The sequence below is a fragment of the Agrobacterium tumefaciens genome (assembly GCF_013337285.1).
Lineage (GTDB): Bacteria > Pseudomonadota > Alphaproteobacteria > Rhizobiales > Rhizobiaceae > Agrobacterium > Agrobacterium burrii.
On record NZ_SUPW01000006.1, the window covers coordinates 276,826 to 288,871 of the forward strand.

The 12,046-nt window shown below is 61.2% G+C and carries 10 protein-coding genes; 2 read left to right on the top strand and 8 right to left on the bottom strand.

The window, feature by feature from the left end:
* Nucleotides 1-24 precede the first annotated feature (24 nt).
* The gene (locus tag FCH38_RS17590; RefSeq protein ID WP_174374556.1) at nt 25-1,371 is read left to right on the top strand and encodes a condensation domain-containing protein; all 1,347 of its coding nucleotides are present in this window, start codon (nt 25-27) and stop codon (nt 1,369-1,371) included.
* A gap of 150 nt (nt 1,372-1,521) precedes the next feature.
* Here the strand turns inward: FCH38_RS17590 and FCH38_RS17595 are convergent, their stop codons facing one another.
* The 7 genes from FCH38_RS17595 to FCH38_RS17625 form a co-directional block, all read right to left on the bottom strand.
* Nucleotides 1,522-4,347 (bottom strand): condensation domain-containing protein, encoded by a 2,826-nt coding sequence (locus FCH38_RS17595; protein WP_174374557.1) that lies wholly within the window; start codon nt 4,345-4,347, stop codon nt 1,522-1,524.
* Nucleotides 4,348-4,419: 72 nt separating this feature from the next.
* A complete protein-coding gene (locus FCH38_RS17600; protein ID WP_174374558.1) occupies nt 4,420-4,698 on the bottom strand; it encodes a phosphopantetheine-binding protein in 279 nt (92 codons plus the stop codon).
* Complete coding sequence (locus tag FCH38_RS17605; protein ID WP_174374559.1) at nt 4,691-5,530, bottom strand: siderophore-interacting protein; 840 nt, start codon at nt 5,528-5,530, stop codon at nt 4,691-4,693. The genes FCH38_RS17600 and FCH38_RS17605 overlap by 8 nt, the downstream gene beginning before the upstream one ends.
* 235 nt (nt 5,531-5,765) lie before the next feature.
* On the bottom strand, nt 5,766-6,719 hold the full coding sequence (locus FCH38_RS17610) for an ABC transporter substrate-binding protein (protein WP_174374560.1): 954 nt from the start codon (nt 6,717-6,719) through the stop codon (nt 5,766-5,768).
* Nucleotides 6,720-6,742: 23 nt separating this feature from the next.
* On the bottom strand, nt 6,743-7,807 hold the full coding sequence (locus FCH38_RS17615; RefSeq protein WP_174374561.1) for a FecCD family ABC transporter permease: 1,065 nt from the start codon (nt 7,805-7,807) through the stop codon (nt 6,743-6,745).
* On the bottom strand, nt 7,804-8,817 hold the full coding sequence (locus FCH38_RS17620; RefSeq protein WP_174374562.1) for a FecCD family ABC transporter permease: 1,014 nt from the start codon (nt 8,815-8,817) through the stop codon (nt 7,804-7,806). The genes FCH38_RS17615 and FCH38_RS17620 overlap by 4 nt, the downstream gene beginning before the upstream one ends.
* A complete protein-coding gene (locus tag FCH38_RS17625; RefSeq protein WP_174374563.1) occupies nt 8,814-9,614 on the bottom strand; it encodes an ABC transporter ATP-binding protein in 801 nt (266 codons plus the stop codon). The genes FCH38_RS17620 and FCH38_RS17625 overlap by 4 nt, the downstream gene beginning before the upstream one ends.
* Before the next feature lie 214 nt (nt 9,615-9,828).
* Here FCH38_RS17625 and FCH38_RS17630 point away from each other — a divergent pair, with 214 nt between their 5' ends.
* Nucleotides 9,829-11,130 carry an NtaA/DmoA family FMN-dependent monooxygenase gene (locus FCH38_RS17630; RefSeq protein ID WP_174374564.1) on the top strand — a complete coding sequence of 434 codons (1,302 nt, stop codon included), beginning with the start codon at nt 9,829-9,831 and terminating at the stop codon, nt 11,128-11,130.
* Nucleotides 11,131-11,132: 2 nt separating this feature from the next.
* Here the strand turns inward: FCH38_RS17630 and FCH38_RS17635 are convergent, their stop codons facing one another.
* Nucleotides 11,133-11,909 carry an IclR family transcriptional regulator gene (locus FCH38_RS17635; RefSeq protein ID WP_174374603.1) on the bottom strand — a complete coding sequence of 259 codons (777 nt, stop codon included), beginning with the start codon at nt 11,907-11,909 and terminating at the stop codon, nt 11,133-11,135.
* Nucleotides 11,910-12,046: the final 137 nt, after the last annotated feature.

Sequence of the window (12,046 nt, forward strand, 5' to 3'; positions counted from 1 at the left end):
CAGGAATAGTTCAAGGAAAAACAGATGGCGCATATCGATCCTGCCGGCGGCTGGCTTCCACTGACCCAGCCGCAACTCGATTTCTGGGAGGAGTTTTCCTTCCATCCCGAAGAGCCGGTTTCCACCGTCGCCCACTACATCGATCTTTCCGGTGCGGTGAACGAAAGCGCGCTGCTTCAGGCGATCACCCGCACGGTGCGCGAGTCCGAGGTTCTGTCGATCCGTTTTCGTATCGGTGAGGATGGCGAGACGCCGCAGCAATGCTGCGATGCCGGCCATGCCCCGGTGGTGGCGCTTGTCGATCTCCGCACGGACCCGGCGCCCTTTGAAGAGGCGCTGCGGCGCATGAACGCCGATGTGGAGGCGAGGCTGGATCTCAGAACCGACAGGCTTTCCGCGCAGCTGCTCTACCGTATCGCCGATGATCGTTATCTCTGGTACATCCGCGCCCATCACATTGTCGTTGATGGCTATGGGCTGACGCTGGTGGAGCAGCGTTGCGGCCAGCTTTACGGGCATTATTGCGGCAAGGGCGAAGCGGGACCGGATTTCCATCCCTTCGCCAGTTTCCTCGCCGAAGAGGATGCCTACAGGCAGAGCCGGCGTTTCGAAAAGGACCGCGATTTCTGGACGGACTATCTCGTCGCATCCGCCGATCTGCCCGTGCTGGACAAGGATTGCGAGGATTACGGCGGCGGCGGCCTGCACGCCGATGCGGCCTTGCCGCCGGGTTTCAGCATGCGGTTACAGCAGATAGCCGGCCGTCTGGAAATCGGATGGCCTGATCTTCTGGTACTGCTGTCCGGTCTTTATCTGCACCGGGTCCTGCCGCGTCCGGACCGTGATGTGCTCACCCTGTGGCTGCCTTTCATGAGCCGCTGGGGCAGCGTCGGTGCGCATATGCCGGCGATGCTCGTCAATATCCTGCCCTTCCACCTCACGATCGAGCCGCAGGAAAGCGTCGGCGCATTTCTGGCGCGCAATGCCGCTAATCTGCGCCGCCAGCGTCTGCATGGCCGCTACCGCATCGAGCAGATTGCCGCCGACCGGGAAATCTCGAAGGGCCGGCGCTTTTTCTTCTCGCCGCTCATCAATGTCCTGCCCTTCAGCGCGCCGGTCTTTGCCGGTCTTGCTGTTTCCCGGCACATTCTTGCCAATGGTCCCGGCGACGGCTTCAACCTCACCTTCCGTGGCGAAGATGACGGCAGCGACCTGAACCTGCATATCGATGCGGATTCCGCACTGACGCAAGCGGAGGATTTCGCCCGTTATCGCGAGGAACTGCCATTGTTCCTCGATGCCATGTTGCAAGGGGAGGTGTTGACGCTCGCGGCGGAAGAGGCGTCTTCGAGCGTCCGTCTGGCGGTTTAAGCGACTGATCTCCGCCCTGCCGGATTTGATCCGGTGTGTCGACGCGTGGATGCCGAGGCTGTGACGATACTTTCGCATCAGCAGTCATAAGCAAAAAAATAACCCGGCCTCGCAACGCGAAGCCGGGTTTTCCATTTGCCTTTGTGCGTTTCAGGCGAGCGTTGTTAGCACCTTGCTCGAAGCGCCGGCTTCGGCAAAGCGGCTGAAGACGCCGCTGGTGGTGTTGCGCAGCCGCTCGACGTCGTTGGGTCCGTAACGGTCGGAGCGGTAGCTCATCAGCACGCGGATAGAGCGTTCACCGCCGATCATTTCTTCCATCACCTCGAATTGCAGCCCCAGCATGGATTCGTGTTTGTCGGGATCGACCTGGCGAAACTCTACCGGTTTGCCATCTGGTCCGGCAAGCGTGCCATTCAGCTTGTTCCTGGCGTGAATCTGGATGAAGACCTCGAAGAGATGGTCGCGGCCCGGTGTCATGCCCAGCGCTTCCTCAACGAGATCGATCGGGATTTCGCTGTGTTCCAGTGAGCCGTTGATGGTGTTCTTCACCGAGGAAATCAGCTCGCCAATAGTCATGTTCTCGCCGAAGCGCACGCGATGGGCGACGACCGTGGTGAAATAGCCGATGGTGTCGAAATATCCGCTATCCGTACGGCCCGAAGCCGAGGTGCCGACCACGAGATCGGTCAAGCCACCCAGGTGACGCAGCGATGCGGCGATTGCCGCATAAACCACGTTGAACAGCGAGGCGCTGTTCTGTTTGGCAATGGCGTAAAGCCCATCGCTGACGTGCTTCTCAAGCTTGAATTCGACCCAGCCGCCCGCCGGTGCTTCGTCCTGCGATGCCTCGTGCGGCGCGCTATCCTGTCCGTTGAGGGCAAGGCCCTTCGGCGCATCCCGCAACATATCGGTCCAATAGGCAAGGTGGCCGGTATTGACGCCTGAGGCGACCTGTTTTCTGGCAAATTCATGGAAGGGGGCAGGGTTGGTTGCAAAGACCGGGGCCTTGCCCGCCGCCCTTGCCCTATAGGCCTCGCTCAGTTCGTCCATCATCAGGTTCACCGACCATTCGTCCAGGACGATGTGGTGGAAGAGGAAGGACAGCACCTGCCTGCCGGTCTGCGCATCCCGCAGGAAACGCAGTCGTATTGGTAACTCACGCGCAAGATCGAAGCGCCAGCCGGCTTCCGCATGCCGGTCCACGCCTTCACTTTCTTCGCTGGTCCAGAACCATTTGTAGCCGGGCAGATCATGCATCGGCAGGATCTTCTGCAGCACCGTGTCGTTCTCTACGTAAAAATGGGTCCGCAGGCCGGGATGGCGCTCGATGATGTCGAGGAAGGCGCATTCGAAAGCGTTTTCATCGACGGGATCGAGAAAATCGAGCGCGAAGGGGATGTTGAATATGTCGCCGAAACCAAAGGCGGCATAGGCCTTCCAGAGCGACATCTGCGCCAGCGAAAGCGGCGCGATCAGTGAGCCGGTTTCCGTCGCTTCCGCATGTGCGGGCGCTGCAGTTTCGAGGCGGGTCGCCTGGGTGGCGAGCGCGGCGGCGGTTGGATAGCTGAACAGGTCGTTGAAACGCGACTCGATGCCGTGATTGCTGAGCAGACGTCCGATGATGCGGGTGGCAATCAACGAATGACCGCCGAAATCGAAGAAATCATCGTCCGGTCCCATATCGGGTGAGGCAAGCGCCTCGCGGAATTCGGCAAGGATGATCGCGGCGGTGGCGTCATCGCCAAAGCGGGCGGATAGGAGAGCCGGCTGCTCCTGTGCTGCGGAGGCATTTTGAGGTGCGATGCCGGAAAAATCCGCGCCGCCTTCGAGATGGCTGACGAAACGCTCCAGCAGGAAGGCCGTCGCATGCAGCGACATTTCCTTGCCGCCCGTCAGTTCGAGACGGATGTCGCCAGCGGCTGTCGGGCCGGCGGCAAGGGTGAGGCCAAGACCGGATTGCAGGGAGGGCAGGAGCAGGGGTTCGAACTGGAGGCCATGCTCCGATACGGGCTGAACAGGTGCCGCCAGCGCATGCAGCGTGAAGGTGGTGGCCTCGTCATCATTGCCGTTTCGCTGTTCCAGTCCCGCCAGTACGGCTTTTTCAGCCTGTTCGGGCGATTGGTGACGCGAGATCGATATCCGTGATGCAGCCTCCGCTGAAGGTGGCGTAGCGGCATCAGATTGCAGGCGGAGCGTCACGGTTTCGGGACCGTCGCCTGCTGCGAGGAACAGGGCGAAACGCGCACCGGCACGCGCCAGAAGCGCATTCGTCGCGGTAGAACTGTTGAGGCCGAGCAGGGTGGTGGGAAGATCGACGCCGTGGCTGTGGCTTGCCGGCCTCTCCAGCCTGTTTTGCCGCAACGCCACGACGGCTGAGCCGGAGGCCGGGCGCTGCAGCCAGCCGAGTGGAAGCGGGTTGATACCGCCATCTTCGACCTTGCGAGCGGAAAGCGGTTTCGGTGTCTCACCGGCATAGGCGGCGGAAATGCCATCCAGCAATATCTTTGGTGAAAGGACTTCGCCGAGCAGACCATGGACCAGAAAGGCCAGCAGGATTTCCCCTTCATTCAACAGCACCACCGCCTGGAAGGATGGGTCGGTTTCGGCGTCGAAGGGCCTTGCCTGAAGGTCGTGCAGAAGGGCGAGGGCTTCCGCTGACGATCGCACCTGCAGCAATTGCACATCGGATGCGGACAGCGCTTCGATGCTTTTTGAAAGGGCGCCATCCTCTCCGAAGGTAAAGCGTGCGCGAAGCTCAGGCCAGGCTTCGCCAATCGTCTTCAGCGCTGCGGTCAGGCGCAACAGGTCGCATTCTTCACCGATGCGGTAGGCGAGAAGATGCCGGAAGACCTGATCGGGCTCCTGAAACTGCTTGAACCAGATCCGCTCTTCATATTGGCTCGGCGGTGCTGCATCGCCTCTGTCGAAGCTTTGTTCGATGCGACGTGCGAGCATACGCGTATTGTCTGCTGCCATGGTCCTCTCCTTCATATTCCGGGAAATGTTCAGGGACATCGCGCCAGGCGCGAAAAATCCTGTTGGCGGGGATCAGTCTCCCACGCGCGCCCGTTCGATCAGCGCCTGCCAGGCGGCAAGCGTGGGCTGGCGGGCCAGATCGTCATAGTCGAGACGCGTTCCGGCAAGCCGCGAAAGCGGCGGGATGAGGCGCATGAGGGCAAGCGAATGAAGCCCGTGGCCGAACAGGTTGTCCCCCGGTTCGATCTCGCGCACCTCATCCTCCAGAACCCCGGCAAGAAGGGCCTTGAGGTCCGTCAGCATCGTTCCCGCCTCCAGCATGGCATCCGCCGCGACCGCCGGTTCATTCATCGAAATGATCGTGAACGCCGCTGGCGCCCCGCCGCCAGTAACCGGAGGCGCGCGTCCATTTGGGGTTTGCGCCGAATTCTTCGATCAGGAGGGTGCGTACCTCCTTTGCGGTCTTCGATTCGCAGGCGACCCAGCTGGAGAAATCGCCTTTCGGCAGCTCAAGCTTGCGCAGCGCGCCCGTCAATGCGTCGTGATCGGTTCCGCTTGCGGTGTTTTGCGTCACCCAGACGATCGAAGCATCAGCCTTTGTGGCGATGTCCAGACGATCCGCATCCGTCTCGACCTCTATCAGCGCCACGGCCCGTGTGCCTTCCGGCATTTCTTCGAGCCGCCGCGCCAGCGCCGGAAGGCCGGTATCGTCGGCGATCAGCAAATGCCAGTCATAGGTGAAGGGAACGGTGAAAGAGCCGCGTGGACCGGCGATCCACGCCCGGTCGCCCACTTTGGCGGCTTTCGCCCAGTTGCTGGCGGGGCCGTCATGATGGGTGGCGAAATCGATGGCGAGTTCGCCTTTCTCTGCATCGAAGCTGCGCGGCGTATAATCGCGCGCCAGCGGGCGCGGCGCGCCTTCCGGGAATTCAAGGCCGTTCGGGCCGATCACCGGCAGGTTCGGCTCGGTTTCGCCGGGAAGCGGGAAGAACATCTTGACGTGGTCGTCAAAACCGAGGCTCGCAAAGCCCTCCAGTTCCGCTCCGGTGAGGACGATGCGCACCATGGACCGGCTGAGCTGTTCCACCCGCGCAACATCAAGGCAGCGCAGCTTGACGGCGTGGCGATGACGTTTCGGAGTACGGTCCGGAACGGCGGTTTCAATGCTGTCGGTTATGCTCATGCTGTTGTCTTTCGTGGGATGTTGCCGACGGGTTCGGCAGTCTCGCTGTCCCGGATCGGCGTGCGGGATGATCGCTAGTCGGAAGTGTCATCCGGTGCGATAATCCGGCATCGTTGCGTCAAGATGTGCAAACCATAACAGGCGCTTCCGACCGTCGCAATATAACTTTACACAAAAACTCAAGTTTATGACCGACGCATGAAATACGCGCCGGTACGCGCCGTTTTCGAGAAAATCAGGGACGGCCCGCCCAGCCTTCCACCGCGTCCAGCGTGTGCAGGGCGCTGGGAATGGAAGGCGTCGTGACCCTGGTGGAATCGAGGAACACGATCCTGCCTTCGCGGGCCGGTTTCACGAAACGTTCCCAGCCGGGAATGATCTTTTCCAGTGCCGCGCGCGTTCCATCCTCGCCGCGGGCAGGGCTGTTATAGCTGTTCATCACCACCAGCAGATCAGGATTGAGCTTGCCGAAAGCCTCGGCGCTCAGCGGCATGGTAAGGGTGGAGCCAAGCCCGCCGGAAGAGGCGGCGTTGTCGATTTTCAATCGGGCATAACCCAGATCCTCCAGTGCCTGCACTGCGCCGGACATGTCGCCGACAGCATTGATCTGGTCGGTCAGCAGGATCGCCAGATAGGTCTTGCCTTTGACATCTTCGCCCAGCGTCTTTTTGACGGCGGCAAGTTTGGTGTCATAGGCCTTCCGGCGTTCGGCGAAAGCGTCGCTCCGACCCACGAGACCGGCAAGATTTTCTTCCACGTTGAAACCATAGGCATGGCCAGTGCTGACCTTTTGCAGATAGACGGGGGCTATGGTGGAAAGCTGCTCGGCCTTGCCGCCATCCATTTCCGTTGCCACGATCAGGTCCGGTTGCAGCGCCCGCAGCTTTTCGAGATCAATCTGGCCGACTGCGCCAAAACCTTTGGGTTTCGTACGGCCTTCGCCAAGAACGGTATCGATAAAATCGACGGCGGTGGCGAATTTGCCGTCGCTATTGCGACCATAGGCGCCGACCACATTGGCGCCGAGATCCATCAGCGGCACACCCAGGAGCGGTTCATGCATGACGACGATGCGTTGCGGTTTCTCCGGAACGGAGACGGTGCGGCCGGCAGCATCGGTCACGCTGCGCTCGGCGGCAAGGCTTGTTCCAGCGGCCAAAAAGGCGGCGAGTAGGATGGCAATTCGCATGGCATTCCCTTTATTCAGTTCATTCAATGGCTGTTGGTTCTGCGTAGCGCCTGCAGGCGCAGCGTAAGGATGAAAAGCGGCACGCCGATCAGCGTCAGCGCAAGGCCGATCGGCATCGGCGTATCAGCCACCAGCCCGCGCGACAGCGTATCGGCGGTTACCACCAAGATGCCGCCGGTGAGCCCCGACAGGAAAAGCCTGGCGCGGCCGACGGCGGGCGAAACGAAAGTGGCGAGATGTGGGGCTATGACGCCGAGGAATGTGAGCGGGCCGACCGCGGTGACGGCTGAGGCACTGAGGATGACCGCGAAAACGATGACGAGCGGGCGTGAATGCCTGACGGTTTCGCCGAGCGCCATGGCCATCTCGTTGCCGAGATCGAAGACCGCAAGTGCCCGACCGAGCAAAAAGATGCCGGCGAGACTTGCGGCAAAGAGGGGAGCAAAAACGAGATTGGTGGACCAGCTTGCCTGAAACAGCGAACCCGCCATCCAGTCGGCCAGTGAAAGCGAAGTTTCCGCTGGCGTGTAAAGCAGAAGCACCGAGGAAACGGACGAGAGGGCGGATTCGATTGCGATGCCCATCAGCAGGATGGCCAGACCGCTCGATCGTTCGCGCCCGACGAGCGTGATCAGGAGGAAGGCTACAGCCAGACCGCCGCCGACGGCCGCCAGCGCTACCATTGTTTTCGGCGCGGCCGGCACCAGCACCAGAAGCAGCATGATGGTGGTCATCGACCCCTGGCTCAGACCAAACAGGCCGGGATCGGCGAGCGGATTGCGGGCGACGGATTGCAGCATGGCGCCTGCTAACGCCACACTCCAGCCGGCCATGAAACCGAGCAGAATGCGCGGCAGCCGCACCGTCCATAGTGCATAGGCCTGATCGTCGCCCACATGCCCGCCGGCAAGGCCGCGCAAAAGATCGAATAGACCTGTTTCGGTATTGCCGAGGCTAACGGATATGGCGATGAGCACAAGCGCCAGCCCCATCAGCGCGATGCCGGCTTTTAGATTGCCGATGCCGATTTGCAGGCCGCTGGGCAGCCTGAGCACCGCTTTGCCGTCGGTGGCGAAATGGCGTTTCATGACAGCCCCCTTTGCGAAGGCGAAAGATAGAAGCGCTTGACGATGACAATGAAGACGAGGCCGCCGAGCAGATCCATGAACAGCCCGGTATTGACCACATAAGGCGCAAACAGGGTCTGCGCACCAAGATCGGCCAGCACGCAGAGACCCGCGCCGACAAGGGCGGAGGCTGGCAGAGCGAGCGTGAAGTTCACCCCCACCAGCGGCCGGATCATATGCGGCACGATAAGGCCGACGAAACCGATCGGGCCGCAGATCGCCACCGCTGAGCCCGACGCCAGCATGGTGGCGAAGAGCGCGAGCCGGGAAATACGCGTCACGTTCACACCGGCGGAGGCGGCTTTTTCCGCGCCCAGCAGAACGAGCGTCAGCGGCCGGGCGACCGACAACAATATTGCCAGCGCAATGGCTCCGATCCACCAGAAATCGGTGAGCCGCGCGGCATAGACGTGGTTGATATTGCCGCCCACCCAGCTCAGAAATTCGCTGCGCCGTGTCGGATTTGATAACAGCAGGGCATTGGTCACGCCGATCAGCAGCATCGAAACCAGCGCGCCGGAAAGGATGAGCGACAGGCCGCGCGGATCGTTCGACCGTCCGGCAAGACGGGCGACGAGGAAGCAGGCGCCAAAGCCGAGACCGGCGCCGACGAGTGCCGCTAATCCCTGCACGTCAGGAGAAAAATCGAACACCAGCGCGCCGGCAACCACAAAAAGCGTCGCGCCAGCATTCAAGCCCAGAGTAGAGGGCGAGGCGAGGGGATTGCGGACAAGCCCCTGCAGCACGCAGCCGCTGACGGCGGTGGTGGCGCCCACATAAATCGCAATCAGTAAGCGCGGGATTTGCTGATAGAGAAGCACCGACTGTTCATAGGTGTCGGCCTCACCACGCCAGAGCGTTGCCGCGATTTCGGCAAGCGGCATATCGCCGGTCATGACGAGCAGATTAATAGTGAGAATGGCGGCCAGCAGCAGCGCGGCGGCAAAAATCAGCGTTACTTTCGAGGTCATGCTGAAATGGCCTGTTCCTGCCGGTCCAGCCGGGGCACGCAGATGAGCCGCCCCTGACGGGAGAAGATATCGGCTTCGAGATCGAAGACCTCGGCGACATTTTCAGGGGTGACCGTTTTTTCAACCGGCCCTGAGGCGAGAACCTGTCCGGCTTTCAGCATGATGACATCATCGGCGAAAGTGGAGGCGAGGTTGAGGTCATGCAGCACGACGATCACGGTTTTGCCGTGCCTGTCGGTCAACTCGCGCACGAGGCCGAGAACGGCATATTGATATTTCATGTCTAGATGGTTGACCGGCTCGTCCATCAGGATCACGTCGGTATCCTGCGCCAGCACCATGGCAATGAAGGCGCGCTGGCGCTGGCCGCCGGACAGCGTGTTGACCTGCGCCTTCGCCTTGTCTTCCAGCCCGACGGTCTTCAGCGCCTCGGCAAAAAGCGCTCGGTCGCGCTCAGATGGACCGCCGCCGAGCCCGTAACGCGCATAACCCGCGAGTTCGACCAACTCGCCAAGCGTCATATAGTCAGGGCAATGGCATTCCTGCGGCAGATAGGCGATGCGGCGGGCGAGTTCCCGGCGTCCGATTTCGCCGATCAAACGCTCGCCAAGCCTTATTTTGCCTGATGACAAGGGAAGGAAACCCATGATGGTTTTTAACAGCGTCGACTTGCCGCAGCCATTGGGGCCGACCAGCGCCGTCACCCGGCCGGTTTGGAAGCGGGCGGACAATCCTCTCAAGACGGGGACGTGTCCGTAGCTGGCGTGAAGGTCCGTCGCATCAAGCACCGGATACAACTCCTGTTATTCATGCGGCCATGCGTCGAGACGCCGCACAGCCGTTATAAGCATTTGAATTTAAATATCGATCCTGCGAAAAACGGGTCTCGTTCCGGCAAGCGCGACGCTCTGATCTTGAAGCGACACTAAACTATAGTAAAACTCTCCACAAATCGAAATTTGCCGATTCAACCCGCAGATTTCTTCCCGGTTATTTCAGTCGAGGTGCATCATGTCAGTCGCAGCCAAGCTCCATGTCGGTATGTCGCTGGCCCCAACCTGGCTCAGCGGCGAGGCGTGGCGGCGCGCGGACAGCGATATAGATGGGGTGTTTTCCAGCGATTATTTCGTCGATCTGGCGCAGCGCGCCGAGGCGGCGCATGTGGATTTCGTCTTCCGGCCCGATACGCTTTTTCTGCGCACCGAGGGGCTGGAAACCGGCGGCGGATTTGCCAGCATGGACCCGACAATGCTTCTGGCCGCAATCGCCCGGGAGACCAGTCGCGTCGGCCTGTTATCCACCGTTTCGACGACCTTCCTGCCGCCCTATGTGGTTGCCCGCCAGATTCAGTCGCTGAACTGGCTGAGCAACGGTCGGGCGGGGTGGAACATCGTTACGGCGCTGGAGGGCCACGAAAATTTCGGTCTGAGAGAGATGCCGTCGCCGCAGGAGCGCTATGAACGCGCCGCGGAATTCACACAAGTGGTGCGGCAACTCTGGGCAAGTTTTCCGAACGAGGCGTTGAAGCTCGACAGGGAAAGCGGGCGTTTTGCCGATTCCTCGCTGGTGCGGCCGGTTGCTCATGAAGGGCCGCACTTCAGCGTCAAAGGCCCGCTCAACCTGCCGGCCCATGCCAGCCGCATTCCGCTTGTGCAGGCCGGTGCTTCTCCCGAGGGCCGCGATTTCGCTTCGTCGGTGGCGGATGCGGTTTTTGCCTCGACGCCGGATATGCAGGCCGCCATCGAACTCAGGGCGGATCTGCGCCGCAGGGCCGAGGGGCATGGCCGAAAGCCGGATGGGGTGAAGCTGATGCCGGGCCTCAGCCTCTATCTGGCGGAGACCGGCAAGGAGGCGCAGGACCTCTTCGCGGAGACCCATACCCGCGCCAACCGCGCCCGTGCCTTTGCCTCCATCCGTGACATGACGGGCCTAGATCTCTCTGACTGGCCGCTCACGCGGATCGTCACCGCCTCGGATTTGCCATCGCCGCCTGAAACACCCAGAAGCCGCACCCATGCCAATCTGCTCCGCCGGTTGATCGAGCGGGAAACGTTAAGCGTCGGGGACCTGCTGCAACGACCGGAAGTGATGGGGTCAGGCCACTGGCAGATCATCGGCACCGTCGAGGATGCTTTTGAAAGCATTCGGGAATGGGCGCAGGCGGGTGCGATAGACGGTTTTGTCGCGGTGCCCGGCGGGTCTGTCGCTTCGATGCGGCTGGTATTGGAGCGGTTGCTTCCCAGGCTTGCCGATGCCGGGCTTTTTCGCACCGGCTATTCCGGCCACACCTTTGCGGAGCATCTGGCCGAATAGAATTACGATCCGCCGGATTCGCCCGTCGCCTTTGTGGCCGCTTGGAGCAGTCGCGAAAAATGTCCTTCGGCCTCGGCGGTCGCCAGGAAGGATACGGTGGTGACGACACAACAGATTTCGCGCTGGGCGTCGAAAACCGGGGCCGCCTTGCCCGTCAGGGCGGAAAACAGGTGTTCGTTGAGTTCCGCCCCGCCTGTTTCGCGGATGGTGTTGAGAACCTTCGCCTCGGGGCGTGCGCCGCGAAAGGCGGCGGGCTGCAATTTGCGAACGGCTGCAATTCTATCCGGCGGCAGGTAAGCCTGAAAAACCAGCCCGCAGGCGCTGTTGTCCAGCGGCAGAACATCACCGAGCGCCACGGTACTGATGGAGAAGCTGGCGCTCCTGTGCCATTGAACCACGGTCGGGCCGCGATCGGTCCAGATCGCCACGCCACAGCTGGCGCCGATCTGCGAGGCCAGATTTTTCATCTGTCGACCGGCAGTCTCGACCGGATTGATTCGTCTCAGCGCGCTGATGCCTATCCCCAGTGCCGCCGGCCCGAGATCGTAGCAGCCGCTTGCGGGATCCTGGGTCACCAGTCCTTCCCGCACCAGGCTCTGCATATAACGGTGTGCGGTTGAACGACCGGTGCCGGCGCGTTTGGCCAATTCGCCAAGCGCGACTGCCGTCTCCGATTTTGCAAGAAGATCGAGAAAACGCGCCGCGATCGACACGGATTGAATGAGCGCCGAACGCTTCTCGCCCTCGTTCTCAGGCAGATCATCGGCATCGTCATTCATGGCGTTCAAACAGATTCCCTCATTTTTGGACTGAACATGCCTAACGCATCGGCTCGAAAACCGGAATTGATTTCTGGGAGGAAAACAGGCCGTTGCGACGCTTTGCCAATCGTGGTGCAGACGGGTGGGCGATAAAT

Bases quoted from the DNA above. Each gene is read 5' to 3' on its own strand.
- FCH38_RS17590 (WP_174374556.1), top strand. From the start codon at position 25: ATGGCGCATATCGATCCTGCCGGCGGCTGGCTTCCACTGACCCAGCCG.
- FCH38_RS17595 (WP_174374557.1), bottom strand. From the start codon at position 4,347: ATGGCAGCAGACAATACGCGTATGCTCGCACGTCGCATCGAACAAAGC.
- FCH38_RS17600 (WP_174374558.1), bottom strand. From the start codon at position 4,698: ATGAATGAACCGGCGGTCGCGGCGGATGCCATGCTGGAGGCGGGAACG.
- FCH38_RS17605 (WP_174374559.1), bottom strand. From the start codon at position 5,530: ATGAGCATAACCGACAGCATTGAAACCGCCGTTCCGGACCGTACTCCG.
- FCH38_RS17610 (WP_174374560.1), bottom strand. From the start codon at position 6,719: ATGCGAATTGCCATCCTACTCGCCGCCTTTTTGGCCGCTGGAACAAGC.
- FCH38_RS17615 (WP_174374561.1), bottom strand. From the start codon at position 7,807: ATGAAACGCCATTTCGCCACCGACGGCAAAGCGGTGCTCAGGCTGCCC.
- FCH38_RS17620 (WP_174374562.1), bottom strand. From the start codon at position 8,817: ATGACCTCGAAAGTAACGCTGATTTTTGCCGCCGCGCTGCTGCTGGCC.
- FCH38_RS17630 (WP_174374564.1), top strand. From the start codon at position 9,829: ATGTCAGTCGCAGCCAAGCTCCATGTCGGTATGTCGCTGGCCCCAACC.
- FCH38_RS17635 (WP_174374603.1), bottom strand. From the start codon at position 11,909: ATGAATGACGATGCCGATGATCTGCCTGAGAACGAGGGCGAGAAGCGT.